The sequence below is a fragment of the Pseudomonas sp. RSB 5.4 genome (genome assembly GCF_037126175.1).
In the GTDB taxonomy this organism is placed as follows: Bacteria; Pseudomonadota; Gammaproteobacteria; order Pseudomonadales; family Pseudomonadaceae; genus Aquipseudomonas; species Aquipseudomonas fluorescens_H.
Window position 1 is genome coordinate 5,149,300 of record NZ_CP146986.1, and the last position, 26,671, is coordinate 5,175,970.

Annotated in this window: 23 protein-coding genes and 1 riboswitch; of the genes, 15 read left to right on the forward strand and 8 right to left on the reverse strand. The window is 61.7% G+C overall.

Features of this window, described 5'->3' with window-relative positions; translation table 11 throughout:
- Positions 1–116 precede the first annotated feature (116 nt).
- Positions 117–222: riboswitch (TPP riboswitch) on the forward strand.
- 145 nt (positions 223–367) lie between these two features.
- A complete protein-coding gene (gene thiC, locus V9L13_RS23245; protein ID WP_003221055.1) occupies positions 368–2,257 on the forward strand; it encodes a phosphomethylpyrimidine synthase ThiC in 1,890 nt (629 codons plus the stop codon).
- A 187-nt stretch (positions 2,258–2,444) separates the two neighbouring features.
- The gene (gene cytX / locus V9L13_RS23250) at positions 2,445–3,737 is read left to right on the forward strand and encodes a putative hydroxymethylpyrimidine transporter CytX (protein ID WP_103485531.1); all 1,293 of its coding nucleotides are present in this window, start codon (positions 2,445–2,447) and stop codon (positions 3,735–3,737) included.
- Here cytX and V9L13_RS23255 read toward each other — a convergent pair.
- Positions 3,706–4,452 (reverse strand): RsiV family protein, encoded by a 747-nt coding sequence (locus V9L13_RS23255; protein ID WP_103522583.1) that lies wholly within the window; start codon positions 4,450–4,452, stop codon positions 3,706–3,708. The two genes, cytX and V9L13_RS23255, sit on opposite strands and share 32 nt — an antisense overlap.
- Positions 4,453–4,680: 228 nt before the next feature.
- Between V9L13_RS23255 and V9L13_RS23260 the strand changes: the two genes are divergently transcribed.
- From V9L13_RS23260 to V9L13_RS23300, 9 genes are all read left to right on the forward strand, one after another.
- Positions 4,681–5,298: an NUDIX domain-containing protein gene (locus V9L13_RS23260; protein ID WP_103485530.1), complete on the forward strand. Its 618-nt coding sequence runs from the start codon at positions 4,681–4,683 to the stop codon at positions 5,296–5,298.
- Positions 5,289–5,741, forward strand: a complete 453-nt coding sequence (locus V9L13_RS23265; protein WP_003221062.1) for a DUF1249 domain-containing protein — start codon at positions 5,289–5,291, stop codon at positions 5,739–5,741. The genes V9L13_RS23260 and V9L13_RS23265 overlap by 10 nt, the downstream gene beginning before the upstream one ends.
- Before the next feature lie 99 nt (positions 5,742–5,840).
- On the forward strand, positions 5,841–6,656 hold the full coding sequence (cpdA, locus tag V9L13_RS23270; RefSeq protein ID WP_338800643.1) for a 3',5'-cyclic-AMP phosphodiesterase: 816 nt from the start codon (positions 5,841–5,843) through the stop codon (positions 6,654–6,656).
- Positions 6,657–6,897: 241 nt separating this feature from the next.
- Positions 6,898–7,506 (forward strand): YqiA/YcfP family alpha/beta fold hydrolase, encoded by a 609-nt coding sequence (locus V9L13_RS23275; RefSeq protein ID WP_003221066.1) that lies wholly within the window; start codon positions 6,898–6,900, stop codon positions 7,504–7,506.
- A 43-nt stretch (positions 7,507–7,549) separates the two neighbouring features.
- Positions 7,550–9,457, forward strand: coding sequence for a DNA topoisomerase IV subunit B (parE, locus tag V9L13_RS23280; RefSeq protein WP_007967400.1), 1,908 nt, complete (start codon positions 7,550–7,552; stop codon positions 9,455–9,457).
- Positions 9,457–10,446: an esterase-like activity of phytase family protein gene (locus tag V9L13_RS23285; protein ID WP_338800644.1), complete on the forward strand. Its 990-nt coding sequence runs from the start codon at positions 9,457–9,459 to the stop codon at positions 10,444–10,446. The genes parE and V9L13_RS23285 overlap by 1 nt, the downstream gene beginning before the upstream one ends.
- On the forward strand, positions 10,443–10,967 hold the full coding sequence (locus V9L13_RS23290; RefSeq protein WP_103485526.1) for a TIGR02281 family clan AA aspartic protease: 525 nt from the start codon (positions 10,443–10,445) through the stop codon (positions 10,965–10,967). The genes V9L13_RS23285 and V9L13_RS23290 overlap by 4 nt, the downstream gene beginning before the upstream one ends.
- A gap of 7 nt (positions 10,968–10,974) precedes the next feature.
- Positions 10,975–13,239 carry a DNA topoisomerase IV subunit A gene (gene parC, locus V9L13_RS23295; protein WP_338800645.1) on the forward strand — a complete coding sequence of 755 codons (2,265 nt, stop codon included), beginning with the start codon at positions 10,975–10,977 and terminating at the stop codon, positions 13,237–13,239.
- A 186-nt stretch (positions 13,240–13,425) separates the two neighbouring features.
- Positions 13,426–14,136, forward strand: coding sequence for an ABC-type transport auxiliary lipoprotein family protein (locus V9L13_RS23300; protein ID WP_003221076.1), 711 nt, complete (start codon positions 13,426–13,428; stop codon positions 14,134–14,136).
- 251 nt (positions 14,137–14,387) lie between these two features.
- Here V9L13_RS23300 and V9L13_RS23305 read toward each other — a convergent pair whose 3' ends face one another.
- Entirely contained in the window at positions 14,388–15,905 is a 1,518-nt protein-coding gene (locus tag V9L13_RS23305; protein WP_003221078.1) for an AhpA/YtjB family protein, read from the reverse strand.
- A gap of 134 nt (positions 15,906–16,039) precedes the next feature.
- On the opposite strand from V9L13_RS23305, the gene serB reads away from it, so the two are divergent.
- Entirely contained in the window at positions 16,040–17,254 is a 1,215-nt protein-coding gene (gene serB, locus V9L13_RS23310) for a phosphoserine phosphatase SerB (protein WP_003221079.1), read from the forward strand.
- A 103-nt stretch (positions 17,255–17,357) separates the two neighbouring features.
- On the opposite strand, the gene V9L13_RS23315 is transcribed toward serB, so the two are convergent.
- Positions 17,358–19,112 (reverse strand): molecular chaperone, encoded by a 1,755-nt coding sequence (locus V9L13_RS23315; protein WP_338800646.1) that lies wholly within the window; start codon positions 19,110–19,112, stop codon positions 17,358–17,360.
- A gap of 220 nt (positions 19,113–19,332) precedes the next feature.
- Here V9L13_RS23315 and V9L13_RS23320 point away from each other — a divergent pair, with 220 nt between their 5' ends.
- Positions 19,333–19,734: a hypothetical protein gene (locus V9L13_RS23320; RefSeq protein WP_003221082.1), complete on the forward strand. Its 402-nt coding sequence runs from the start codon at positions 19,333–19,335 to the stop codon at positions 19,732–19,734.
- A gap of 60 nt (positions 19,735–19,794) precedes the next feature.
- On the opposite strand, the gene asd is transcribed toward V9L13_RS23320, so the two are convergent.
- From asd to V9L13_RS23335, 3 genes are read right to left on the reverse strand one after another with little or no spacing between them, the layout of a single operon-like run.
- Complete coding sequence (asd, locus tag V9L13_RS23325; RefSeq protein WP_003221083.1) at positions 19,795–20,655, reverse strand: archaetidylserine decarboxylase; 861 nt, start codon at positions 20,653–20,655, stop codon at positions 19,795–19,797.
- Positions 20,655–21,488, reverse strand: a complete 834-nt coding sequence (gene rhdA / locus V9L13_RS23330) for a thiosulfate sulfurtransferase (protein WP_338800647.1) — start codon at positions 21,486–21,488, stop codon at positions 20,655–20,657. Before rhdA ends, asd begins: the two co-directional genes overlap by 1 nt.
- A 41-nt stretch (positions 21,489–21,529) precedes the next feature.
- Positions 21,530–23,068: an HDOD domain-containing protein gene (locus V9L13_RS23335; protein ID WP_103522578.1), complete on the reverse strand. Its 1,539-nt coding sequence runs from the start codon at positions 23,066–23,068 to the stop codon at positions 21,530–21,532.
- Between the two features lie 166 nt (positions 23,069–23,234).
- Here V9L13_RS23335 and motA point away from each other — a divergent pair, with 166 nt between their 5' ends.
- Positions 23,235–24,086, forward strand: coding sequence for a flagellar motor stator protein MotA (gene motA, locus V9L13_RS23340; RefSeq protein WP_007952169.1), 852 nt, complete (start codon positions 23,235–23,237; stop codon positions 24,084–24,086).
- A 3-nt stretch (positions 24,087–24,089) separates the two neighbouring features.
- Complete coding sequence (gene motB / locus V9L13_RS23345; protein ID WP_338800648.1) at positions 24,090–25,166, forward strand: flagellar motor protein MotB; 1,077 nt, start codon at positions 24,090–24,092, stop codon at positions 25,164–25,166.
- Between the two features lie 52 nt (positions 25,167–25,218).
- On the opposite strand, the gene V9L13_RS23350 is transcribed toward motB, so the two are convergent.
- Positions 25,219–25,710 (reverse strand): toll/interleukin-1 receptor domain-containing protein, encoded by a 492-nt coding sequence (locus tag V9L13_RS23350; RefSeq protein WP_003221092.1) that lies wholly within the window; start codon positions 25,708–25,710, stop codon positions 25,219–25,221.
- Entirely contained in the window at positions 25,710–26,669 is a 960-nt protein-coding gene (locus V9L13_RS23355; RefSeq protein WP_338800649.1) for a caspase family protein, read from the reverse strand. The genes V9L13_RS23350 and V9L13_RS23355 overlap by 1 nt, the downstream gene beginning before the upstream one ends.
- Between the last annotated feature and the right edge of the window lie 2 nt (positions 26,670–26,671).

Consider the following 26,671-nt stretch of genomic DNA (forward strand, 5'->3'; position numbering starts at 1 on the left):
GCGAGTGTAGTTGTGCAAACGTGCGGCAACAATCCTGCAAGTCCCGCTAATTACGCCATTCATCAAGGTGTTTGCTGCGGTGTTGGCGTTCTTTGCCGGTTGTGTCTAGACTGGCCGGGTTCTTGTCGGGGTGCCTTGCTATGAGGCTGAGATCGAATAATTTCGGATCCCGTTGAACCTGATCAGGTTAGCGCCTGCGTAGGGAACAAGATTTCTCGTCACCCGGCGAGTCCTCTTGTGCTTCGTCCGGGATATTGTTCGACAATCGAACGCTCGACGACGATGCACAGCACCAGTCCTGGTGCGTCCGTGCCTTTCAGGTTCTGCTCCGACAATCCACTGCTGGATGCTGTCTGGAGAGCCCGTGATGACGACAAAATCAAAAAACGCGATCAACCTGAGTGACTCGGCCAAGGTCGATGAACAGTCCGTTCAACCCTTCACTCGTTCGCAGAAAGTCTACGTTCAGGGCTCGCGCCCGGACATCCGCGTGCCTATGCGCGAAATCACCCTGGATGTGACCCCGACTGACTTCGGCGGCGAAATCAACGCGCCGGTCACCGTGTATGACACCTCGGGCCCGTACACCGATCCGAACGTGGTGATCGATGTGCGCAAAGGTCTGGGCGACGTGCGTTCGGCGTGGATCGACGACCGTGGCGACACCGAGCGCCTGCCAGGCTTGAGCTCGAACTTCGGTCAGGAACGCCTCGCTGACCCGGAGCTGACCAAACTGCGTTTCGCTCACGTCAACAACCCGCGCCGGGCCAAGGCCGGAGCCAACGTCAGCCAGATGCACTACGCGCGCAAAGGCATCATCACCGCCGAGATGGAATACGTCGCCATCCGCGAAAACATGAAGCTGCAAGAGGCCCGCGCCGCCGGCCTGTTGACCCAGCAACACGCCGGCCACAGCTTCGGTGCGAGCATCCCGAAAGAAATCACCGCTGAATTCGTCCGTGAAGAAATCGCCCGTGGTCGCGCGATCATTCCGGCCAACATCAACCACGTCGAGCTGGAACCGATGATCATCGGCCGTAACTTCCTGGTGAAGATCAACGGCAACATCGGCAACAGCGCCCTGGGTTCGTCCATCGAAGAAGAAGTGGCGAAACTGACCTGGGGCATTCGCTGGGGTTCGGACACCGTGATGGACTTGTCCACCGGCAAACACATTCACGAAACCCGCGAGTGGATCATCCGCAACTCGCCGGTGCCGATCGGTACCGTGCCGATCTATCAGGCGCTGGAGAAGGTCAACGGCGTCGCTGAAGACCTGACCTGGGAGCTGTTCCGCGACACGCTGATCGAACAGGCCGAGCAGGGCGTCGACTACTTCACCATCCACGCCGGCGTGCTGTTGCGCTACGTGCCGCTGACCGCCAAGCGCGTGACCGGCATCGTTTCCCGTGGTGGTTCGATCATGGCCAAGTGGTGCCTGGCGCACCACAAAGAGAACTTCCTCTACACCCACTTCGACGAAATCTGCGAAATCATGAAGGCCTACGACGTCAGCTTCTCGCTGGGCGATGGCCTGCGTCCGGGCTCGATTGCCGACGCCAACGACGAAGCGCAATTCGGCGAACTGGAAACCCTCGGCGAGCTGACCAAGATCGCCTGGAAACACGACGTGCAGTGCATGATCGAAGGCCCGGGCCATGTGCCGATGCAGTTGATCAAAGAGAACATGGACAAGCAGCTGGAGTGCTGCGACGAGGCGCCGTTCTACACCCTCGGCCCGCTGACCACCGACATTGCTCCGGGTTACGACCACATCACCTCGGGTATCGGTGCGGCGATGATCGGCTGGTTCGGTTGCGCGATGCTTTGCTACGTGACGCCGAAGGAACACCTCGGCCTGCCGAACAAGGATGACGTGAAAACCGGGATCATCACCTACAAGATCGCCGCCCATGCCGCCGACCTTGCCAAGGGCCACCCGGGCGCGCAGATTCGTGACAACGCCTTGAGCAAGGCGCGTTTCGAATTCCGTTGGGAAGACCAGTTCAACCTCGGTCTGGACCCGGACACTGCCCGTTCGTATCACGATGAAACCCTGCCGAAGGACTCGGCCAAGGTCGCGCACTTCTGCTCGATGTGCGGGCCGAAATTCTGCTCGATGAAGATCACTCAGGAAGTCCGTGAATACGCGGCCAACCAGCGGATCGACGCGGTCGACGTGGACGTCGCCCAGGGTCTTGCGGAGCAGGCCGAGCGGTTCAAGAAGGAAGGCAGTCAGCTGTACAAGAAAGTTTGATCTGACCTGAAGTCTGCGGTGTCTGTGCTGGCCTCTTCGCGAGCAAGCCCGCTCCCACATTTGAATCCAGCTGTTCACGAAACTTGTGTTCACAGGCGATCCAGTGTGGGAGCGGGCTTGCTCGCGAAGGCGTCAGAACAGGCGCCAAGGATCTCAATGACAAAAATACTCCTCCGAGATAACACCCTTGAGCATTCAACCCAGCACTTATTCCCCCGACCTCGCCGTCCCCGCCGACAAGCGGGTATTCGGCGGTCGCGATCTGTTTTCCCTGTGGTTTTCCCTCGGCATCGGCCTGATGGTGTTGCAGACCGGTGCCTTGCTGGCGCCCGGTCTGGGCCTGTCGGGTTCGTTGCTGGCGATTTTTCTCGGCACCCTGGTCGGCGTGCTATTGCTGGCAGCAGTCGGGGTGATCGGCAGCGACACCGGCCTGTCGTCGATGGCCGCGCTGAAACTCAGCCTCGGCAGCAAAGGCGCGGGCCTGCCGGCGCTGCTCAACCTGCTGCAACTGATCGGTTGGGGCTCGTTCGAAATCATCGTCATGCGTGACGCCGCCAGCCTGCTTGGCACCCGTGCGTTCAGCGAAGGTTCGCTGTGGGCCAGCCCGATGCTCTGGACCTTGTGCTTTGGTGCGCTGGCGACCCTGCTCGCCGTCAGCGGGCCGCTGACGTTCGTGCGCAAGATCCTGCGCAAATGGGGCATCTGGCTGATCCTCGCGGCCTGCATCTGGCTGACCTGGAACCTGTTTGCCAAGGCCGATCTGGCTGCGCTTTGGGCGCGTACCGGGGACGGTTCGATGCCCTTCGCCGTGGGCTTCGACATTGCCATCGCGATGCCGCTGTCGTGGCTGCCGCTGATCGCCGACTACTCGCGTTTCGGCAAGCGCGCGAAGAACGTATTTGGCGGCACCGCCATCGGATTCTTCATCGGCAATTTCTGGTTGATGAGCCTCGGCGTGGCCTACACCCTGGCGTTCGCGCCGAGCGGTGAAGTCAACGCGTTGCTGTTGGCTTTGGCCGGTGCTGGCCTGGGGATTCCGCTGTTGCTGATTCTGTTGGACGAGTCGGAAAACGCCTTCGCCGACATTCACTCGGCGGCGGTGTCGAGCGGGATTCTGTTGCGTTTGAAAGTCGAGCATCTGGCCTTGGCCATCGGCGTGCTCTGCACCCTGATCGCGCTGCTGGCGCCACTGGCGCAGTACCAGAACTTCCTGCTGCTGATCGGTTCGGTGTTCGCGCCGCTGTTCGGCGTGGTGCTGGTCGATCACTTCATCCTGCGCAAGCGCCGGGGCCAGGTCGCTGCGGCCGCGTTGCGCTGGCCGGCGCTGTTGGCGTGGCTGGGCGGTATCAGCACCTACCACTTGCTGGCGAATCTGTATCCGGATGTCGGCGCGACCCTGCCGGCGCTGGTGCTGGCAGGGCTGCTACAGTTGGTGCTCGGCCGAGCCTTCAGCTACGGCCCGGAAACAGCTCGGGTTTGAGAATGCCGTTCAGGCGCGAGTAAGGGATCGTCATTTCGATCAGGCCCAGCGCATAAGGCGCGATGGTGCTCACGTTGTACTTGAGCACCACGCCGCCGGTTGTCAGGGCCACGTTCGGGGTTTTCACGAATGGCCAATTCTTTACGAATTCCGGTTCCTGATCGAGCCTGGTGTTGATCAGCCAGCTGTTGTGCACTACCTGTGCGGCTTTCCAGAACATTTCTTCCTGACCCGGCAGCAACATGTCCGACAGGCTCAGCACTTTGTGCTGCTGACGCGAATAGTTGATGAAGCCGCGCCCCGGTGTGTCATGAGCGCCACCGGTGTCGAGGTAGCTCGACAACTCGATGATCACCAAGCCGTCATGCTGCTCACGTACCTTGGCCTGCAAATAGCTGCCGTAGTGTGGGTCGGCGGTGCGCAGGAACTGATCACGATAGGCGGCCAGCGTTGGTGCCACCGGCGCATTTGGCTCGCTGCGGGTCATTTGCAGCAGACGCTTTTCAATGATGCCATCCAGTGCCGGCTCAGCCGGGAAGCGCAGGGTATCGATGTTTACCAGTGGGCAGTCCGGGCCGGAACAGCCGGGTTTCAGGGTTTCCGACGCATCGCGGGTGGTTTCCAGCGGCGTGCGGTAGCTGGGCTGGAACAGGCTCGAGCATGCGCCAAGAGTCAGGGCGATGGCGGCCACGGAGGCAATTTTGAAGAGCGACATGGGCGTCCTTTGTGAAACAGAGGAAGGCAAAAAGTTATCCGCTTCGACTCTCGTCGAGGCAGTCAGTTCGCCACTAAGCTAATTAGAGTGGGTTTCGCCTCCACCGTCCATCCCGCTGACGGTAAAGGGGCTGCATCAATCATCGCGGGCGCGTTAGGATGGCGCGAAGTCGAGGTTGCCGGTCACCCAAAGCAACCTCGAATCGGATTTGCAGTAGAGAGGATGCTCATGACTGATTTTGCCAACGCCACTCCGGCCACCGTCGATGTTGTAAAGCGCGAGCGCTGCTACGAGGGCTTCTACAAGCTCGACCGTTTGCACCTGCGCCATGAGCTGTTCGCCGGCGGCATGAGCCGCGAGATCAACCGCGAAGTCTTCGTGCGTCACGATGCCGTGTGCCTGCTGCCCTACGATCCGCAGCGCGATGAAGTGGTGCTGCTCGAGCAGTTTCGCGTCGGCGCCATGGGCAAGACCGACAACCCGTGGCTGGTCGAACTGGTCGCCGGTCTGATCGACAAGGCTGAAGTGCCGGAAGAAGTTGCTCACCGCGAGGCGCAGGAGGAAGCTGGACTGGACATCAAGTCCTTGTGGCCGATGACCAAGTATTTTCCGTCGCCGGGCGGCAGCAATGAATTCGTGCATTTGTACCTGGGGCACTGCAGCACCGACGGCGTGGGCGGCCTGCATGGGCTGGAGGAAGAAGCAGAAGATATCCGCGTCACGGTCTGGGCGTTCGAAGATGCCTTGCAGGCCGTCCGTGACGGACGCATTGCCAACGCGGCGAGCATCATCGCCTTGCAATGGCTGGCGCTGAACCGCGCCGAAGTGAGGGGGTTATGGTCGTAAACAAGCTGCGCGATCGTTATCGAGTCGACCTCGCGGGGCTGCAAGCCGCCTGCGAGGCCAACTACGCGCGCCTGATGCGACTGGTGCCGGACATGCGCAACGAACCCGAGGCGCGGCGCATCGCCGTGACCCAGGGCGAGCAGATGCTCGGCGTGCTGGCCCTCGAAGTGCTGCAGACCTGTCCTTACACCACCACCTTGCAGGTGCGTCAGGAACACAGTCTGCCGTGGCTGCCGGTGCCGCAGCTGGAAGTGCAGGTCTACCACGACGCGCGCATGGCCGAGGTCATCAGCGCTGAACATGCACGACGCTTTCGCGGCATCTATCCTTACCCGAACGCCGCGATGCATCAGCCGGATGAAAAGGCCCAGCTCAATCTGTTCCTGGGGGAATGGCTGAGCCATTGTCTGGCCCTGGGGCACGAGTACGAAGTCGTACGCTAGTTGTGAACTGCGTCCGGTTCGTCGGTTTCCTCTTTGTGTCATCCCCCAGCATAATTGCGCCACTCAACCGATTCCGTGCTTTTGCCCTGGGAGAACGCCTTGCCGAGCGTATCCACATTGACCACCGCCGATCCGGCGTTGCTGGTGCAGTTATCCGACAGTCATCTGTTCGCCGAGGCGGACGGCACGCTGCTGGGCATGAATACCCGCGAAAGCCTGCAAAAAGTCATCGAGCTGGCGCTGGGTCAGCAGCCACGGATTGATCTGCTGCTGGCCACGGGGGATATTTCCCAGGACGGCACTCTGGAGTCGTATCGACAGTTTCGTGACCTGACGCGGCAGATCAGTGCGCCGGCGCGCTGGATTCCCGGCAATCACGATGAGCCGCGAATCATGGCCGAGGCCGCGGAGCAAAGCGCATTGCTGGAATCGGTGGTGGACATCGGTAACTGGCGGGTGACCTTGCTCGATTCGGCGGTGCCGGGTTCTGTGCCGGGTTATCTGCAGGACGATCAGTTGCAGCTGCTCGCACGCTCGCTGAGCGAAGCCCCGCAGCGCCATCATCTGGTGTGTTTCCACCATCATCCGGTGCCGATCGGTTGCGCGTGGGCGGAGCCGATCGGCTTGCGTAACCCGGAAGCGTTTTTCGCGGTGCTGGATCGTTTTCCGCAGGCCCGCGCAGTGCTGTGGGGGCATGTGCATCAGGAATTCGACCGCGAGCGCAACGGCGTTCGGCTGATGGCTTCGCCTTCGACCTGCATTCAGTTCGAACCGGGGAGTGAAGACTTCAAGGTGGGCGAGCAGGCGCCGGGATATCGCTGGTTGCGGCTGTTGCCGGATGGACGGCTGGAAACCGGCGTCGAGCGCGTTACCGACTTCGAATTCACCGTCGATTACGGCTCCGAAGGCTACTGATTTCGATCAAGAGCCCCTCACCCCAGCCCTCTCCCGGAGGGAGAGGGAGCTGACCGAGGTGTCTGGCGTTATCCATCGACCTGAAAGAATGTGTCGATTATGGATTCGCTGAAACTCGCTCAAGTCGGTGTAGCTCTTGAATATCCCCCATTCAGTCCCCTCTCCCTCCGGGAGAGGGCTAGGGTGAGGGGCTTTCTCCCTGTAAACTCCGCTATCTTTCGCCGACACCCAGGGAGCTCAAATGTCCGGTTCGATCCTCTATATCCACGGTTTCAACAGCGCCCCGGCTTCGAAAAAGGCCTGTCAGCTGGTCGAGGTAATGGAGCGGCTGGGTTTGAGCGACCAATTGCGTGTCCCGGCGCTGCATCACCACCCGCGTGAAGCCATCGGTCAGTTGCAGCAGGCGATTGCCGAGCTGGGCCGGCCGTTGCTGGTGGGAAGCTCGCTCGGCGGCTACTATGCGACTCACCTGGCTGAGCGCCACGGCTTGAAAGCCCTGCTGGTCAACCCGGCGGTCAGCCCGCACCGGATGTTCGACGGATACCTGGGCACGCAGAAAAACCTGTATACCGATGAGACCTGGGAATTGACCCGCGACCATGTGACGGCCCTGGCCGAGCTGGAAGTGCCGGCGCCCGTGGATGCACAGCGTTATCAGGTATGGTTGCAGACCGGCGATGAAACACTGGATTATCGCCTCGCCCAGCAGTATTACCGGGCCTGTGCTCTGCGCATTCAGGCCGGCGGCGACCATGGTTTCCAGGGGTTTGCCGGGCAATTGCCGGCGTTGCTGAGTTTTGCCGGCATTGGCGCCGATTTGTATCAGGCAATCGATTTCACCGCACTGTGAAGTCTTGCCCCTTTTTCATTTGAATCACTGACGACGAGACCCTATGGCCACTCCCAGCGCTAGCTCTTATAACGCCGACGCCATCGAAGTCCTCTCGGGCCTCGACCCGGTGCGTAAACGCCCCGGCATGTACACCGACACCAGTCGGCCGAACCACCTCGCCCAGGAAGTCATCGACAACAGTGTCGACGAAGCCCTGGCCGGCCACGCCAAATCGGTGCAGGTCATTCTGCACGCCGATCACTCGCTGGAAGTCAGCGACGACGGTCGCGGCATGCCGGTCGACATCCACCCGGAAGAGGGTGTGTCGGGGGTCGAGCTGATCCTCACCAAGCTGCATGCGGGCGGCAAGTTTTCCAACAAGAACTACCAGTTCTCCGGCGGTCTGCATGGGGTGGGTATTTCCGTGGTCAACGCCTTGTCGACCGAAGTCCGCGTACGCGTGAAGCGTGACGGCAACGAATACCAGATGACCTTCAAGGATGGCTTCAAGGCCACCGAGCTGGAAATCGTCGGCACCGTTGGCAAGCGCAACACCGGCACCAGCGTGTACTTCGCGCCGGATCCGAAATACTTCGATTCACCGAAATTCTCCATCAGCCGCCTCAAGCACGTGCTCAAGGCCAAGGCTGTGCTGTGCCCGGGGCTGCTGGTCAGCTTCGAAGACAAAGGCACCGGCGAGAAAGTCGAGTGGCATTACGAAGACGGTCTGCGCTCCTACCTGGTGGACGCGGTCAGCGAATTCGAACGCCTGCCGGACGAGCCGTTCTGCGGCAGCCTCGCCGGTAACAAGGAAGCGGTCGATTGGGCGCTGCTGTGGCTGCCGGAAGGTGGCGACGCGGTGCAGGAAAGCTACGTCAACCTGATCCCGACGGCGCAGGGCGGTACCCACGTCAACGGTCTGCGTCAGGGCCTGCTCGATGCGATGCGCGAGTTCTGCGAATTCCGCAGCCTGCTGCCGCGCGGCGTGAAGCTGGCGCCGGAAGACGTCTGGGAGCGCATCGCTTTCGTGCTGTCGATGAAGATGCAGGAACCGCAATTCTCCGGCCAGACCAAAGAGCGCCTGTCGTCCCGTGAAGCGGCGGCGTTTGTCTCCGGTGTGGTCAAGGACGCGTTCAGTCTGTGGCTCAACGCCAACCCGGAAACCGGTCTGGCGCTGGCCGAACTGGCGATCAACAACGCCGGTCGCCGCCTCAAGGCGAGTAAAAAGGTCGAGCGTAAGCGCGTGACCCAAGGCCCTGCGCTGCCGGGCAAACTGGCTGACTGCGCGGGTCAGGATCCGATGCGTTCCGAGCTGTTCCTGGTCGAGGGTGACTCCGCCGGTGGTTCCGCCAAGCAGGCGCGGGACAAGGAGTTCCAGGCGATCCTGCCGCTGCGCGGCAAGATCCTCAACACCTGGGAAGTCGATGGCAGCGAAGTGCTCGCCAGCCAGGAAGTGCACAACATCGCCGTAGCGATCGGGGTCGATCCGGGCGCGGCGGACATGAGCCAGCTGCGCTACGGCAAGATCTGCATCCTCGCCGACGCCGACTCCGACGGTCTGCACATTGCCACGCTGCTGTGCGCGTTGTTCGTCCAGCACTTCCGCCCGCTGGTGGATGCCGGTCACGTCTACGTGGCGATGCCGCCGCTGTACCGCATCGACCTCGGCAAAGAGATCTACTACGCCCTCGACGAAGCCGAGCGCGACGGGATTCTCGACCGTCTGGTGGCCGAGAAGAAACGCGGCAAACCGCAGGTCACCCGATTCAAAGGTCTGGGTGAAATGAACCCGCCGCAACTGCGTGAAACCACCATGGACCCGAACACCCGGCGTCTGGTGCAGTTGACGCTGGGCGACGATTTCGCCGAAACCTCGGAAATGATGGACATGCTGCTGGCGAAGAAACGCGCCGGTGACCGCAAGACCTGGCTCGAATCCAAGGGCAACCTCGCCGAGGTGCTGGCCTGATGCGGTTTGGCTGGGTATTGGCGAGTGCGTTGCTACTGAGTGCGATGACGGTGTCGGCGGAGCCCGCACCCGAGTTGAAGTTACTGTCCGAACATCCGGTTGACGGCATGCGCGGCGGCAATCTGTCGGGGCTGGCGGTGTGCGGCAAGGATCTGTGGACGGTCTCTGACCGTGACGATGATCAGATCTACCGTCTCGATATCCGTGATCAGGTCTGGCAGGCCGAAACGGTGCATCTCGACGTGCCCTCATTGCCAGACAGCGGATTGCCTTGGGGCTTGCGAGTGCGGACGTGGGCAGCGCAGTTCGTGCGTGGCGGTGATCTGGATTTCGAAGGCATCACCTGCGACAACGCGGGTAATCGCTACATCGTCAGTGAAGCCCATGCAGCCGTATTGCAGGTATCGCCCCAAGGCACGGCGTCATGGCTGAAAATCTCGCCAATGCTGGTCCGTGAAGCGCGAGCCAGTGGCATGTTGCTGCACTTCAACGCCTTGTTCGAAGGCCTGACGGTCAATCCGGCCGGCGATGAAATATGGCTGGCCGCCGAGCGCGAGCGCCGTGGCCTGCTGAAGATCAAGCGCCAGCAAACGGTCTGGGATTGCGATGGCGGCTGCGTGCTGTTCAGCGAAGACGGAGTCGAGATGCAGCCGCCGCAGTTTCCCAAGGCCCGCGCGGTCACCCGTGACTTCGCCGACCTGTCGCTGTTCAACGGCAAGCTGTTCACGCTGGAACGTAACGCGTACCAGATCTGCCGCCGCGATGCGGTGACGGCCAAAGTCGAACGTTGCTGGTCTTTCGCCGAGGAGGCCTTGCAGCCGCAGCGACGCTATTCACAGGCCTTCGGTCTGGCAGAGGCGCTGGTGGTGGACGCCGACGGCGCCTGGATCGGCCTCGACAACAACGACGGTGCCCGTGCCGACGGCGAAAAACGCCCGATCGTCTGGCGTTTCGCCGCGCCTGAAGGTGGCTGGAGCGCCAAGCCGTGAGTCAGCAACCGCCGGGCAAGCGCGCCGGTCGGGTGTTGATGATTCTGGCCTGGTGCGCGGGGCTGTTTCTGGCCACGCGGTTTTTCGGCCAGTGGGAAGAACGGCAGCAGAATCCGAACGTCGTGGTCACGTCCGAGCAGCATGACGGGGTGATCGAAGTGCAGCTGGCCGGCAACGCCCAAGGGCATTTTGTCGCCAGCGGCCAGATCAACGGGGAACCGGTGGAGTTCATGCTCGACACCGGCGCGACCGATGTGGCGATCCCGGCGGATCTGGCCAAGCGTTTGAAACTGGAAGAAGGTTTCGGTGTGACCCTGAGCACGGCCAACGGCCTGAGCCAGGGCTACCGGACAAAGATTGACCGCCTGCAACTGGGCGACATCGTGCTGCGGGATGTCCGCGCACTGGTCGCGCCGGGGCTGCATGGCGATCAGGTGCTGCTCGGCATGAGCGCCCTGAACAAACTTGAATTTACCCAGCGCGGTGGCACCATGCTGCTGCGCCAGACAACGAACCGATGAGGCCCGCATGAGCGACTCCCTTGATCTCAGCCTGGACGGTGTAGAACGCCGCTCGCTGGCTGACTTCACCGAAAATGCCTACCTCAACTACTCCATGTACGTGATCATGGACCGTGCTCTGCCGCATATCGGCGACGGCCTGAAACCGGTACAGCGGCGTATCGTCTACGCCATGAGCGAACTGGGGCTGGACGCCGATTCCAAGCACAAGAAATCGGCGCGTACCGTCGGTGACGTGCTCGGCAAGTTCCACCCGCACGGCGATTCGGCGTGCTACGAAGCGATGGTGCTGATGGCCCAGCCGTTCAGCTATCGCTACACGCTGGTCGACGGCCAGGGCAACTGGGGTGCGCCGGACGATCCGAAGTCCTTCGCGGCCATGCGTTACACCGAAGCCCGTCTGTCGCGTTATTCCGAAGTGCTGCTCAGCGAACTGGGCCAGGGCACCGCTGACTGGGGACCGAACTTCGACGGCACCCTGCAGGAACCGCTGGTGTTGCCGGCACGTTTGCCGAACATCCTGCTCAACGGCACCACCGGCATCGCTGTCGGTATGGCCACCGATGTACCGCCGCACAACCTGCGTGAAGTCGCCACCGCTTGCGTGCGTCTGCTCGATGAGCCGAAGGCCACGGTCGAACAGCTCTGCGAGCACATTCAAGGCCCGGACTATCCGACCGAAGCGGAAATCATCACCCCGCGCGCCGACCTGCTGAAAATGTACGAAACCGGCAAGGGCTCGGTGCGCATGCGCGCCGTGTACCACGTCGAGGACGGCGACATCATCGTCACCGCGCTGCCGCACCAGGTCTCCGGGGCCAAAGTGCTGGAGCAGATCGCCGCGCTGATGCAGGCCAAACCGTCGAAAGCGCCGCAGATCGCCGACCTGCGTGACGAATCCGACCACGAAAACCCGTGCCGTATCGTGATCATTCCGGTCAACAGCCGTGTCGATCACGAAGCGCTGATGCAGCACCTGTTCGCCAGCACCGAGCTGGAGTCGACCTACCGGGTCAACGTCAACATCATCGGTCTGGACGGCAAACCGCAGCTGAAAAACCTGCGTGCGTTGCTGGTCGAATGGCTGGAGTTCCGCGTGCTGACTGTGCGTCGCCGCCTGCAATTCCGCCTCGACAAGGTCGAACGTCGTCTGCACCTGTTGGACGGTTTGTTGATCGCCTACCTCAACCTGGATGAAGTGATCCACATCATCCGCACCGAGGAACACCCGAAAGCCAAGCTGATCGAGCGTTTCGCCCTCAGCGAGAATCAGGCCGACTACATCCTCGACACCCGTCTGCGGCAGTTGGCGCGACTGGAAGAGATGAAACTGCGCGACGAGCAGGACGAACTGCTCAAGGAACAGGCCAAGCTGCAAGCCCTGCTGGGCAGCGAAGCCAAGCTGAAGAAGCTGGTGCGCACCGAGCTGCTGAAAGACGCGGAAACCTATGGCGATGATCGTCGTTCGCCAATCGTCGAGCGCGCTGAAGCCAAGGCGCTGACCGAGCACGATCTGCTGCCGAACGAGAAAGTCACCGTTGTCCTGTCGGAAAAAGGCTGGATTCGCTCGGCCAAGGGGCACGATATCGATGCCACCGGCCTGTCGTACAAGGCCGGCGATGGCTTCAAGACCTCGGCGGCGGGGCGCTCCAACCAGTTTGCGGTGTTTATCGACTCCACCGGCCGCAGTTATTCGGTGGCCGCGCACACCTTGCCATCGGCCCGGGGCCAGGGCGAGCCGTTGACCGGCCGCCTGACCCCGCCACCGGGCGCGACCTTCGAATGCGTGCTGATGCCGGAAGACGATGCGCTGTATGTGATCGCCTCCGACGCCGGTTACGGTTTCGTGGTCAAAGGCGAAGACCTGCAAGCCAAGAACAAGGCTGGTAAAGCTTTGTTGAGCCTGCCGAACAACGCCAAAGTTATCGCGCCGCGTCCGGTCGCTGATCGTGAACAGAACTGGCTGGCCTCGGTCACGACCGAAGGGCGCCTGCTGATTTTCAAAATCAGCGATCTGCCACAGCTGGGCAAGGGCAAAGGTAACAAGATCATCGGGATTTCCGGTGAGCGCGTGGCCAGTCGCGAAGAATATGTCACGGACATCGCCGTGCTTCCGGAAGGCGCCACCTTGGTGCTGCAGGCCGGCAAGCGGACTCTGTCGCTGAAGGCCGACGACCTCGAACACTACAAGGGTGAACGCGGACGTCGTGGCAATAAGCTGCCACGTGGCTTCCAGCGAGTAGATGCGCTGCTCGTCGAAAACCTCAATTAGGCGAGAACGCCCTCCTAGAGAGCTCGATCTGCGATTTAACGCGTAGATCGACGCTTTGGCGCTGGAGTCGGAACGCATATTCACGGATGATATGGCCTTTCCAAACGCCGGCGTGGCCGAGCGTTCTTCATATTTATTGAGTATTTTCACTGTGGTCAGCCTTGTGGCGGCCACCTGGACGGGATGATGACTGCTCTGCGCCCCCTTATTTTCCTGCTCGCTGGCGTTTTGGGCCTGGCGGGCTGCAGCGTTCACCAGCCGGTGTCGCTGTATCAACTGGACAGTGGAAGTCCGGTTCAGCCTGCGCAAAGCGCAGGCATGGCGGTTTTGTTGGGTCCGGTAGTCGTGGCCGACTACCTGCAACGTGAAACCCTGCTGCAACGTCAACCGGACGGCAGCCTGCAAGCCTCGACCGACGGTCGCTGGGCGGGCAGCCTTTCGTCGGATATCGATCAATTGCTGATGCGTCAGGTGGCCGGTCATCTCGACAGCCAGCGTGTGGTGCTGGCACCGGCCACGTTGGGCTTTACCCCGGATGTGCAGGTATTGCTGACCATCACGCGTCTGGACTCCGGTGAGAAACAACCGGCGATCCTCGATGCGCAATGGCGTCTGATCGACCGTCGTGGTCAGGTGCGCGATAACCGCATCGTTCATCTGCAAGAGCTGCACGCCGGGACTACGGCTTCGCAGGTTCAGGCGCAGGGCATTCTGCTGCAGCGTCTGGCCGAGCAGTTGTCGGTGGCGCTCAAGCCATTGGCCAACCAGCCACCAGTGGCCGAAGCTCCGCGTAAAGCGGCGCCAAAACCGGCAGCGCCGGCGGCGGATGCCGATAAGCAACCGAAGATTCCGATGGCTTCGCCGATTCGCACCGATATGGAAGTGTTCCGCTTCTGAGTCTGGTTCGAGTCACAACAAAGCCCGCCTTGTGCGGGCTTTGTTGTGTCTGGGGGCTGGAAATCTTTGCCGTCAGTGCGGGCCTCTTCGCGAGCAAGCTCGCTCCCACAGGTCTTGAAGGTGTTCACAAGGTCTGTGGCAGCAACCGTCCACTGTGGGAGCGAGCTTGCTCGCGAAAGGGCCGGTACAGGCAACAAAAAAGCCCGCAGACAATCACTTGTCTGCGGGCTTCTGTGCATCTGGCCTAAGGCTTACGCCCGACGCTCATGCATCCGCGCCAGTTGCCGCTCCAGCATCGACGGATAAGGCTCCATCAGCCGCTCGACACAGCAGGCCCCCTCAGGGCTGGCGATCGGGCGGATCCGCGCACGCTGGCGAATCAGCGCATCATCACCGATCTTGCGCTCGACCAGCAGCAGGTTGCGGCTGTGTTGCGACAGGGCCAGGGCATCCTGGGCCGAATCGGTCAACAGCAGGTCGATCTGGCTCAGACCGAACAGGTCATCGCCCAGGGTCAGGCCCAACTGCAATTGCAGGGTGATGCCGCTGTCGGCGACTTCGATCTGCAATTGATGGCCCAGCGCCCGCAGCAACTCGCCGCAGCAGATGGCGTTGGTCAGGTAGTCATCACCGCTGTCTTCGGTGTGGAACAGCATCAGTGTGCTGCCATCGTTCAGGGTTTCGATCTCGCCCTGATACAGCGAAGCGGCCTGGTCGAGGCAGTCGCGATAGCGCTCCAGCAACTCTTCCAGACGAGCACGTGGCAGGCGCCGCAGTTGTTCTTGCGAACCCAACTGGATCGCCAGCACCGCGCTGTGTTGCGGCACGCTCGGGGTCGCCTGGCGCGGGGCCGCTGGAGCGGCCTCGGTCAGCGACTCGTCGCGCAGATCGGCAAACGGGTCTTCGTCGTCATCATCGTCTTCGACAGTGCTGACCACGTGGCGCGGCGCAGGCTTTTGCGCGGCCATCGGGCGGGTTTCGTCAAAGCTCGGGTCGCGCAGATTGCGCACTTCGAACTCTGGCTCATCCTCTTCTTCGAACTCGGGTTCCGGCTCGGGCTCGGGTTTTGGTGCAGGCTCCGGAGCGAAGTTGGCGTGCAGTTGACGCGCCAAGTCGCCGATCTCGTCCTGACGGTCGGTGGCCGGGGTGTATTCGTCGATGTTGCGCAGCCAGACGCGCAGTTGCAGCAACGGCGTCGACAGGTAGCGACCCATGCGCAGGCTCAGGGCCAGCGACAGGGCCAGCAGAATCGCGCTGAGAATACCCATGCTTTGCAGGCTGATGGTCATCGGCTGCTGGAACTGATCCATGTCCAGGCTGATGCGCAGTTGCCCGGCAGTCACGTCCTGGAAGGTGATCTTGCTCTCGTACATGCCCTCGGCTTCGCCCAGCAGGCTGTGCTTGGGGCGCTGACCGGATTCGGCGAGGATGCGGTTGTCCACGCTATAGATAGCGGCGTGTGCCACCAGCTTGTTCTTGGTCAGGTTGTTGAGCAGCACGTTGAGGCTGAGGATGTCGTTGGACACCAACAGTTCAGTGGCAGAGGTGGCGGTCTGCGTGGTCAGGCTTTCGCCCAGCGCATCGGCCTGCTCGTGCATGGCCTGCTTGAACTGCAAGCCCATCACCCCGGCATAGATCACCAGGGCCAGAGCGACCAGGATCACGTTATGGCTGGCAATGCGCAATGCAATCGGCACACGGCGGTGGCGCAGTGCACGGAAGATCAGCAGGAAGAAGTTATCGGTTTTAACTGGCGTGGGCCGGTTCACTGAGCTCGGCTCTTTTGTCCGTGAAGTTGACGCGCAGTATAGCGACAGGCCCTAGACCGGCAAAGCGCTCGCGGTGCCCGATGGTCACTGAAAGTGGGTAGAATGCGGTTTTTTTCCAGTTGCGGGGGTGCGCGTTGCGCGAAATCGTCCTGATTAACATCACGGGAGTCGACCGTCCGGGTCTGACTGCGGCCATTACCGGCGTTCTGGCCCAGGGTGGTGTGAACATTCTCGACATCGGTCAGGCGGTGATCCACGACACCCTGTCGTTCGGCATCCTGGTTGAAATTCCCGACTCCGAGCAAGGCAAAGCCGTGCTCAAGGACATTCTGTTCAAGGGCTACGAGCTTGAGCAGCAGGTGCGCTTCACCCCGGTGTCCGAAGAGGATTACCAGCAGTGGGTGGGCAATCAGGGCAAAAAACGCCACATCGTCACCCTGTTGACCCGCAAAGTGACCGCCGGTCAGTTGCAGGCTGTCAGTTCGATCACTGCCAAATATGGTCTGAATATCGATCATATCGACCGTTTGTCGGGTCGCATGCCACTTGACACGCCAGCCGACAAGGGCAAGGGCTGCATCGAGTTCTCCGTGCGTGGCGAAGCGGCTGATCCGCAGGCCCTGCGTGCCGAATTTCTCAGCGTTGCTCAGGAACTGAATGTCGACATCGCCTTCCAGGAAGATTCGCTGTTCCGTCGCAACCGGCGTCTGGCGGTGTTCGACATGGACTCGACCCTGATCGAAGCCGAAGTCATCGACGAACTGGCCAAGGCTGCCGGCGTGGGTGAGCAAGTCTCGGCCATCACCGAGCGCGCGATGGCCGGCGAACTGGATTTCCGCGCCAGCTTCAAGGAGCGCCTGGCGCTGCTCAAGGGCCTGGATGTCAGCGTGCTGGACTCGATCGGTGCTTCGCTGCGCCTGACCGAAGGCGCGGAAACCCTGTTCGCCGAACTCAAGCGCCTGGGCTACAAGACCGCGATCCTGTCCGGCGGCTTCACTTACTTCGCCAAGCAGTTGCAGGCCAAACTCGGCATCGATTACGTGTTCGCCAACGAACTGGAAGTGGTCGACGGCAAGTGCACCGGCGTGGCCATCGAGCCGATTGTCGATGCGCAGCGTAAAGCAGATCTGCTGAAGGAACTGGCGCACAAGGAAGGCTTGTGTCTGGAGCAGACCATCGCTGTCGGCGATGGCGCGAATGACCTGCCAATGCTGGCGATTGCCGGCCTGGGTGTAGCGTTCCGCGCCAAGCCGCTGGTCAAGCAATCGGCCAAGCAGGCGATTTCCACCCTTGGGCTGGATGGCGTGCTGTATCTGCTGGGCTTCCGCGATCGCGACGGGCAACTCTGAAATCTCTGTTGTCTGAGCTGGCCACTTCGCGAGCAAGCCCGCTCCCACATTGGAACTCAGTCTCCTGTGGGAGCGGGCTTGCTCGCGAAGGGCTCAACTCGATCTAAAGCGATTTCCACAACGAATCGAAATTCTCCTCGCCCCCGCCATTCTGCGCGGCTTCCAGCGAGCGATAGGCAAACTGATTGAAACTGTGGGTACTCGCCACCCGTCGATCCAGCCCGGCGCGATGTTCTTCGCCGTGGGTGTTGATCAGCACTTTATTGCCTTCCTGAAACGGCAGGCGCGGGGCGAGCAAGGTCGCGGGCAAGTCGATGGCGCTGATCTCGGGCAGCAACAGGCCGCGCAAATAGTGGCTGTGATCGTCCCGCGAACGCACCAGTTGCAAGCCACAGGGTTCAGCGTGCGGCGCCACCAGCTCGATGCCCATTTGCGGCCCGCTGCCGCGTACCTGACGAATCCAGCGGATCACCGCAATGCTCCAGCCCTGATTCGAACTGTCCTGAATACCGACCATTTCCCCGGCCTGCAACTCGGCGGGCACGTCACTCGGCCACATCAGGCAATAGCCGCCGGGACTGTGGTTGATCACCGCTAACGTGTAAGTCGGGTAGTGTGGAGTGCTGCTGGCGTTGCTTTCATCGTCGCCCAAGTGCTCGTACTGGATTTCCTCGTACGGCAGCAATTCCTCAGCCGCGCTCAGCGGGGCGGCGTCGAAGGCCTGGCTCCAGCTGTCCTTTTCGCCGTGAACCACGGCGCGGCTGAAGTTCGCCGCGCGGGCGCCGGGATGTTTCAGCAGTTCGCTGAAAGTGCGTTCGCCGCCCAGATAAAAGTGCAGGGCGCTCATGCCGACGCACACGCTCAGGCTGCCCTGACCGATGGTGCGCTGAAAGCTGCGCTCGGCGGTATGTCCCCAACTCGCGTGCAAATGCTGCAGGGTATCGAGGCTTAGTCCTGCCGGGACGGGCAGCGGCGTCGACGTCTCTTGCTGCAGTAAATGCGCTTCGATCACGTTCACCAGCGGTTGCGGATCAAAGCCCTGCAGTGCGCCCTGTTGTTCTTTGCGAAACATGCTGCGGTAACGCGGACCGGCGTCCAGTTCGGCGCTGATGGCGAACAGTCCGTCGTCCGGCCTGCCGGGATGCAGCTTGAGCAGGGCGCTCCACGGTTCCAGCACTTCGGCCAGTCGGGCGATCTGGTTCTGCCGCAATTGATTGCAACGGGCGCTGCCCAGCAGCAACGCGGCGATATAGGTCTGTTCCAGGCTCAGTTCGCTGCTCAGACTCGCCAGATCGTCAGGCACCCGGCGCTGGTGCAACTGCAATGCGCAGGCGCAGCGATACAGCTGATGCAGCTCGAACCACAGATGCTCCGGCGGCGGGCTATACAGCTGCGTCGCCCGCAGCAGTTGCCCCTTGAGTGCATGCGCTGCCCGTTGCAGGGCCTGACTGACCAGCGCCGCACGATCCTTGGTGTACTTGGGCGCAATGCGCAAAACGATCTGCTTGTAGCCGATGGCCAGCTGACTTTGCAGCGCCTGACACAGATTGCTGATCTTGCGCGAACGGTCATCGAGCATGATCGCCTGATGCAGGAAGTGCCGCTCCAGATGCTGGCAAACGAAATACACCTCGGGGCGCAGCAGCTCCAGGAGGTGCAGGCGATTGTCGCTGGGGGTAAGCAATTGGTTGAGTTCGCCCAGGCCCTGGTACAACTGGCGAGCGGTTTCGCCGATGTTGGCCTTGGGCAGGCCGGCGATCCAGCGCTTGAGGTCGCGCGGGGTGGCTTCGCAGAACGACAGGCGCGTTTGCGTCGGGATCGGGGCGCGCAGGGAGGGTTGGGGGCGTGACTCACTCATGCCGTGACGGGCTCCGGCGGCGAAATAGGCAACTCCGAGAACTCTAGCAGCTGTGATCCGTTTCGCCGGATGGCGTCAGGCTTTTTGACCGCTGGTCTGCTGGCCGGATGCCATTCGACAAGCCCTACTAGGCTCTCAGGCGTGCGATCGGAAACGCACGGTTGCACGGCCTGCCGTCAACCTCGGGCAGGTCTCCCGAAACTTCAAGGAGATGAGGTTCATGTCTAAATATGCAGTGGCAAATCAATGGGGCGGCAGTTCGGCACCGTGGCATCCGGGTGGAACCTGGGTGTTGGGCGGGCGGGACAACCAGAAAGTCGTCGCCATTGAGATCAAGTCGGGCGATGGCGGCAAAAGCTTCACCGGCACCATGACTTACGCCGGCGAAGGCCCGATTGGCTTCAAGGCGCAGCGCACCGGTCAGAATCAATACAACGTCGAGAACCAGTGGGGTGGCAATGATGCCCCATGGCATCCGGGCGGCAAGTGGGTGATCGGTGGTCGGGACAATCAGGACGTGGTCGCGTTGAGCGTCACTTCCAGCGATGGAGGGAAAAACCTCAGTGGCACCAATACCTACGCCAACGAAGGGCCGATCGGCTTCCGTGGGCAGATAGAGTAACGGCGCCTCCCAGGTCGTGTCCGCCCCTTCACAGACGTGTGAAAGGGCGGATCAGCCGGCTCAGGCAGTCGGCAGGGCCAGGGCCTGGCCCATCTGCACTGGCGAACCCGCCACCAGTTCTTCAGCCCACTTCACTTGATCCGGGCCGAACAGCACGATCGCCGTCGAACCCAGTTTGAAACGCCCCAGTTCCGCGCCTTTTTCCAGATGAATCGGCGCACGGGCAGCTTCGTCGTAGCGGAAGGTTTTCAGTTCGCGCTTCGGTGGGGTGACCAGACCGGCCCACACGGTTTCGATCGACGCGACGATCATCGCGCCGACCAGTACCACGGCCATCGGCCCGCGCTCGGTGTCGAAAATGCACGCCACGCGCTCGTTGCGAGCGAACAGTTCCGGGACGTTTTCGGCAGTGGTCTGGTTGACCGAGAAGATCCGGCCCGGGATGTAGACCATTTCGCGCAGAGTGCCGGCCAGCGGCATGTGCACGCGGTGGTAGTCCTTCGGCGACAGGTAAATGGTGGCGAAGTCGCCGCCCATGAATGGCGCGGCATTGGCGGCGTCACCGCCGAGCAGTTCCAGCACGCTGAAGCTGTGGCCCTTCGCCTGGAACACGCGACCGTGCTCGATCGGGCCGAGCTGGCTGACTGCACCGTCGGCCGGGCTGAGGATTGCGCCCGGGGTCTGGTCCAGTGGCCGCGCGCCGTCCTTCAGGGCACGGGTGAAGAACGCGTTGAAGTGCTCGTAGGCGGTCAGGTCTTCAACCAGTGCTTGCGACATGTCCACTTGATAACGCTTGGCGAACCACTGGGTGAAAGCATTCTTGAACCAGCGCACGCGGCACTCGGCAACGCAGCCGGCCAGGCGCGACAGCAAGTGGTGAGGCAGCAGGTACTGGCTGAGGATAAACAGACGCTCTTTCATTAGTTGTCCTTAGAACCTTGAATCTCGACAGGCGTATCAGGGTGGTTGCCCCATTCGCCCCAGGAACCGGCGTAGCCCTTGACCCGCGGATAACCGAGGGATTTGGCCACCAGATAAGTAAAGCCCGACCGGTGATGGGTCTGGCAGTGGGTAATGATTTCTTTGTCCTTGGTGATCCCGAGGTCATCGAGGATCTGCGGCATATCCGTGCGAATCCGCAACTGACGCGCCTTGTCCATGCCGGCGGTCCACTCGAAGTTGACCGCGCCGGGAATGTGTCCGCCCTTGGCGGCCAGCACCTTCTCGCCCGAAAACTCCAGCGGTCCGCGTGCATCCCAGATCGCCAGATCGGCGGCGCCGAGACGGCTTTGCAGGTATTCGCGGGTGGCCGTCGGCTCGTCGTGCAGGGTCAGCGCCACCGGGCCGCCCACCGCAGGCGGAACCTGGATCGACATCGGCATACCCGCTTCCAGCCACGCCGGCAGACCGCCGTCGAGGTAGTGGTACTTGTCGTGACCGATCACGTCGAGCAACCAGATGAAGCGTCCGGCCCAGCCACCGCCTTCGTCGTCATAGATCACGTAGACCGCGTCCTGGCGATGACCCAGTTCACCGAACAGGGCTTCCAGATCGGCCTTGGCTGGCAGCAATCCCGGCGCCGGCGGCTGGCCGAGCTGGGTGCGCTTCGGATCGACAAAGCGTGCGCCTGGCAGATGGCCCTCGGTATAGCGGGCGGCACTGGTCAGGTCCACCAGAATCAGTTCGCTGGCATCCAGCCGAGGGAGCAGGTCGCTCGGTTCGATGACGAGCGGCAAGCCAGAGAAGTCAGACATGTGAGGTCTCCAGAGCACAAAGGGGGGATTGTAGCGCAGCCTCATCGGCCACGGCTGCTAAAGCTGTGCAGGGCTTTTTCGATGCACTGCGCGGTTTTGCCGAAAGCCTGCACGCTGATGTCGGCGAACGGCCCACCGCCCTGGTCGGCGACCACGATCATGATCACCCGGCCGTTATTGACCAGCGAGCGCAGGAACAGGTGTTCGCCGCGGAACAGCGTGCGCAGGCCTTGCGGCAGCAGCGCGGAGAATTGCGCGTTGTTCTCGGGGTTGATCCGCACCTGTGCCTGCTGCGCGAGCAACCGTTGCAGAACTTTGCTCTGGCTGACGACAAAATTCAGCGCGGCGGCTTCCTTCGGCAAACCGAAGGTCTGGTGCACCCGCAGATTGGACTGCGTGCGGTCGGCCATCAGAATCATCACCCGGCGCATGCCACTGGCGACCAGCGCATCACGCGCGGCGACGGTCAGGCTCATGGCATTGGTGAAGCGGCTTGGCTCGGCCAGCAGTTCGGCGCATTGCCGGCGCCATTGAGTCAGATCCTCGGCACTCGGCGCGGCCGCCGGCAGCATCCCGGCCGGCAACCGATGGGTGCCCCACGGCCATAATAATGAAACGGCCGGGTGCCACAGATCGGGCATTGCATGCTGGCGCGCACTGTTGGCCGCTTGCTGGTGCAACTGCTGCTGCACCTCGTCCATCGAGATTTGCAGATAAAGGCTGGTCAGGTACTGCCAGCGCTCGCTGTGCGGACTGTCCCAGGCCTGTTGCGCCGACAGCGCCAGGCCGTTGGCCAGCAACACGGTGTTGGCCGGCTGGTTGAGCCAGCGGCGCAGGGTCGGATCGTCGTCGAGGCGATTCTGCTGGCGCAGCGGATGCTCGCTGTCACGGGCGATGCGCAGGACTTTCACCAGTTCGCGCTGTTCGCTGAGCAGCAGTTTATAGCCTTGCTGCACCCAGATCGGCAGGTGCCAGACCTGTACCAGCGCCTCGGCGATCTTCAGCAGGCGCACGCCAAACAGTTGCTTCTCGACGACCGGGGCCGATTCGCCCTTGTGGATAACCCGCACTTCCCACTCTTCGAGCAATTCTGGAAACGTCAGCGCCAGCGGCCATAGCGGCGAGAGAAACAACAGGCTGCCCCAATGAATGTCCTGCCACAGGCGCGCCAGGCGACTGGCGAAAAAACCGTTGGCCTGTTGTGTGGCGTGCTGGCTGATCATCTGCAGTTGGCGCAGCGCCTTGGGGATCTGCATCTGCGGTTCGACGGGCAGGCGCGCGAGCAATTCTTCGGTACGCGCAAGGCCCAGACGGTTGATCGCCACCTCGAGATTTTCCGCCGGTGCAGTCATCGTGCCGAGGGTGTGACGATTGGCCTCACGGATGATGCTCAAGGCCAGCGCGGGACTGTCCTGCATCAGGTCGGCGATATCGCGCAGCGAGCTGCGGTTGTCGCGGATCGCCCGGCAAACCTTGTCGTGAGCCTCTTGCGGCACGGGCAGGCGCACGCCATCGAGCAGCTTGACCCAGCCCTCGAGCGTGGTCGGTTTTACGTGTGGGACGTTCGTTTCATTAGCCATGTCTGGACGAGATCTTCACTGACTGTAGACGCGCCCGGCATGGGCTAAATTGGCTTTTCGCCTGAACTGGCTATAGTCTGGCGCAGTTTTGCCGATAAGTAGAAGAAGAGATTTTTTAACTTCCGAATATGACCTTGAACCCGACTCAGTAAGTACTTTCCTACCTATGGCTAAAATTATCGGCATCATCGTCGTATTCGCGAGCGTGCTCGGCGGATACGTGCTCTCCCACGGCAAAATTGCCGCCCTGATCCAGCCTTTCGAGGTGATGATCATCGGTGGTGCGGCCCTCGGTGCATTCCTGCAGGCCAACCCCGGTTACATGACGATGCACGTGCTCAAGAAATCCCTGAGCATGTTCAGTTCGCGCTTCAGCCACACGTTCTATCTGGAAGTGCTCGGCCTGATCTACGAGATCCTCAACAAGAGCCGCCGCGAAGGCATGATGGCCATCGAAGGCGATATCGAAGACGCCGCTGCGAGCCCGATCTTCGCCAAGTACCCGGCCGTGCTCAAAGACGAGCGCATGACTGCGTTCATCTGCGATTACCTGCGCATCATGTCCTCCGGCAACATGGCTCCGCATGAGCTGGAAGGCCTGTTCGACATGGAACTCTACAGCCTCAAGGAAGACCTCGAGCACCCTTCCCATGCGGTGAACGGTATCGCTGACGCCATGCCCGGTTTCGGTATCGTCGCGGCAGTACTGGGTATCGTGGTGACCATGGCTTCGCTGGGTGAGGGCGATCAAAAATCCATTGGCCTGCACGTGGGTGCGGCACTGGTCGGTACCTTCTTCGGTATTCTCGCGGCCTACGGTTTCTTCGGGCCGTTGGCGCACTCCCTGGCGCACGATGCCAAGGAAGAACTGAACGTCTACGAAGCCATCAAGGCCTCGCTGGTGGCTTCGGCTTCCGGCATGCCGCCATCGCTGGCCGTGGAGTTCGGGCGCAAGGTTCTGTACCCGGCGCACCGTCCAAGCTTTGCCGAGCTGGAACAAGCCGTTCGCGGTCGTTAAGCCATGGAAAATAATCAGCCGATAATCATCAAGCGCGTCAAGCGCATAGCCGGTGGGCACCACGGCGGGGCGTGGAAAATCGCCTTCGCCGACTTCGCCACGGCGATGATGGCGTTCTTCCTGGTGTTGTGGCTGCTGTCCACTGCAACGCCTGAGCAGAAGATCGCCATCGCCGGTTACTTCAAGGATCCGGTCGGCTTCTCCGAAAGCGGTACGCCGTACATCATCGATCTGGGCGGCACGCCGACCCTGGCGCCGGAAAACACCCTCAACCCTGAGGTGAAGTCGCAGCCGCAACCGGACAAGGTCACGGTCGACACCGAGCAGGTCGAAGGCATGGCCGAGCAAGTCGAGAAAGAGCGCCTGGAACTGTTGCTGCAAGAACTGCAGAACAAGGTCAACGAGAACCCGCAACTGCAGAAGTTCAAGGACCAGATCCTGTTCGAGATCACCCCGAACGGCCTGCGCATCCAGATCATGGACGCCGAGAACCGGCCGATGTTCGACTCAGGTTCCGCACGCCTGAAACCGTACTTCGAAGACATCCTGCTGGCCATGGCCGACACCATCAAAGCGGTGCCGAACAAGATCAGCATCAGCGGCCATACCGATGCCAAGCCGTATACCGGCACCGGCGATTTCGGCAACTGGGAACTCTCGGCCAACCGTGCCAACGCCGCGCGGCGTGCACTGGTTGCCGGCAGCTATCCGGACGAGCAAGTGGCGCGGGTGGTGGGTTATGCCTCGTCGGCGCTGTTCGACAAGGAAGATCCGTTCAACCCGGTCAACCGCCGCATCGACATCGTGGTCCTGACCAAGAAGGCCCAGGCCGCCATCGAAGGCTCGCAAGGTGCCGAACCGGCCAAGCCCGCCGCCGAAGGTCAGAACGGCGCCGCTCCGGCAACGCCGGTCGATCCGAACGCGCTGCCGGCAGATCAGCAACCAGTGCCGGCGCACGAGTTGCGCGAACGCTTGAACCTGTTCGACGACGCCGCACCGAAACCGGCAGTGCCGGGGACTGCGGCGCCCGCGCCGGCGGCTCCACCAGCCGCCGCACCGGCGCCCGCGCCGAAGCAGTGACCCACAAAAAAGCCGACAGCGATGTCGGCTTTTTTGTGGCTGTCGATTGACCTCAGAACCCGCGGCGAATCCGGTTCTTCAGCCCCTCATGGAACATCTCGGCATTGATCTTGTTGGCGCTGCGCGTCGATTGATTGCCGGTCACCGAGTCGAGCGTCATCGAGCGTTTGATCGTGCCTTCGCTGCGATAGGCCTCGATGAAGAAATCGACATCCGTGGGCGTGCTCAGCTTCGGCCACTTGTCCAGGTATTCCGGCAGTTGCGCCGGCCCGGTGCGGAACGAACAGATCCGCCGGTTGCTGATCGTCGCTTCGCCGATTTCGAACGGCACCCACCACGACAACGCGGTTTTCTCCGACACCACCGCCAGCAGGTGCGTGCATTCGGTGATGTTGCGCGTGATGACCCCGGTGATGTCGTCGGTGGTCTGCGATTCCGGGTCGAGCACGTCGAGGTAGGTCTTGATGTTGGCCTGCATCAATTGGGCATTGATCGCCATGGCCTGCGGGCGATCCATGTGGCGGTAGCTGATGAATACGGGCATCAGAAGTGTCCTTTTATGGCGAGTTCGCGGTAATAGGCGCCGAGCGCCGTGAGACGGCAGCCAGTGGAGTGAATGGCCGCGTAATACATGTGTTCGGCGTCGACCGGTTCGATCAGGCTGTGGCGGTTGCACTTTTGCAGTTGGGCGAAGACCTCGCCGTGCTCCGGGTCGAATGTGGCCTCGGTGGGTTCGTAGCTGGGGGCGAGGCGGAGCGTCGATTCGGCTTCGGCAAACCATTCCGGCAGTTTGCGCAGGATCTCCTTGGGGATCAGCGGCGAGACTTCGCGCAGGGAGATGAACTGCGAGACGTTGGTCTTGAACACCGGGCGCTGCTCCCAGGCGTCGAGTGCGTTGTCGACGAAGGAATACAGGCTGCCCGGTGTGATCTTGCCGAGGATGTTCGCCGCACCGCCGTGCAGGGCCTGCAACAGTAAACCGGTGAACACGCCGTGTTGCGCACCTTCCAGGGCCGGCTCTTCCTTTTTGCAGGCGGTCAGGATGGTCATGCCTTCGCCGACCACGCTGCTTTCGCTGCGCAAGGCGCGCACTTCGCCGGCCGCGCCGCTCTGGCAGCAGTCGAGGATGATCACTTTGTTTTTGATTTTCGTGGCTTTGGCGGCCCAGTTGAGAATGTCGCTGATGCGGATGCCGTCCTTGGCGCTGCGATAGTCCTGCGGCAGGAGCATGCCTTCATCGTTGTCGCTGTCGAAGCCGCCGTGCCCGGCGAAGTACAGCAGGGCGACGTTGCAGTCGCCGGAGAACAGCTCGCGAATCTGGTCTTCGAGCTTGCCTCGGCCGAGGTCGTCTTCAGCCGAGGTCAGCACCACATTCTTGAAGTTGGGGTCACCGTTGGCGTCGGTTTTCAGCACGGACGCCATGGCCATGGCGTCGTTGCAGCAACCGCTCAAGGGCGAAACGTGCGCGTAGTGGTTGATGCCGATAAACAGTCCCTTGCGCATGT

Excerpts from the sequence above, each read along its gene's own strand:
- thiC (WP_003221055.1), top strand. The coding sequence starts at position 368 with ATGACGACAAAATCAAAAAACGCGATCAACCTGAGTGACTCGGCCAAG.
- V9L13_RS23255 (WP_103522583.1), bottom strand. The coding sequence starts at position 4,452 with ATGTCGCTCTTCAAAATTGCCTCCGTGGCCGCCATCGCCCTGACTCTT.
- V9L13_RS23260 (WP_103485530.1), top strand. The coding sequence starts at position 4,681 with ATGACTGATTTTGCCAACGCCACTCCGGCCACCGTCGATGTTGTAAAG.
- V9L13_RS23265 (WP_003221062.1), top strand. The coding sequence starts at position 5,289 with ATGGTCGTAAACAAGCTGCGCGATCGTTATCGAGTCGACCTCGCGGGG.
- V9L13_RS23275 (WP_003221066.1), top strand. The coding sequence starts at position 6,898 with ATGTCCGGTTCGATCCTCTATATCCACGGTTTCAACAGCGCCCCGGCT.
- parE (WP_007967400.1), top strand. The coding sequence starts at position 7,550 with ATGGCCACTCCCAGCGCTAGCTCTTATAACGCCGACGCCATCGAAGTC.
- V9L13_RS23285 (WP_338800644.1), top strand. The coding sequence starts at position 9,457 with ATGCGGTTTGGCTGGGTATTGGCGAGTGCGTTGCTACTGAGTGCGATG.
- parC (WP_338800645.1), top strand. The coding sequence starts at position 10,975 with ATGAGCGACTCCCTTGATCTCAGCCTGGACGGTGTAGAACGCCGCTCG.
- V9L13_RS23300 (WP_003221076.1), top strand. The coding sequence starts at position 13,426 with ATGACTGCTCTGCGCCCCCTTATTTTCCTGCTCGCTGGCGTTTTGGGC.
- V9L13_RS23315 (WP_338800646.1), bottom strand. The coding sequence starts at position 19,112 with ATGAGTGAGTCACGCCCCCAACCCTCCCTGCGCGCCCCGATCCCGACG.
- V9L13_RS23320 (WP_003221082.1), top strand. The coding sequence starts at position 19,333 with ATGTCTAAATATGCAGTGGCAAATCAATGGGGCGGCAGTTCGGCACCG.
- asd (WP_003221083.1), bottom strand. The coding sequence starts at position 20,655 with ATGAAAGAGCGTCTGTTTATCCTCAGCCAGTACCTGCTGCCTCACCAC.
- rhdA (WP_338800647.1), bottom strand. The coding sequence starts at position 21,488 with ATGTCTGACTTCTCTGGCTTGCCGCTCGTCATCGAACCGAGCGACCTG.
- V9L13_RS23335 (WP_103522578.1), bottom strand. The coding sequence starts at position 23,068 with ATGGCTAATGAAACGAACGTCCCACACGTAAAACCGACCACGCTCGAG.
- motA (WP_007952169.1), top strand. The coding sequence starts at position 23,235 with ATGGCTAAAATTATCGGCATCATCGTCGTATTCGCGAGCGTGCTCGGC.
- motB (WP_338800648.1), top strand. The coding sequence starts at position 24,090 with ATGGAAAATAATCAGCCGATAATCATCAAGCGCGTCAAGCGCATAGCC.
- V9L13_RS23350 (WP_003221092.1), bottom strand. The coding sequence starts at position 25,710 with ATGCCCGTATTCATCAGCTACCGCCACATGGATCGCCCGCAGGCCATG.
- V9L13_RS23355 (WP_338800649.1), bottom strand. The coding sequence starts at position 26,669 with ATGCGCAAGGGACTGTTTATCGGCATCAACCACTACGCGCACGTTTCG.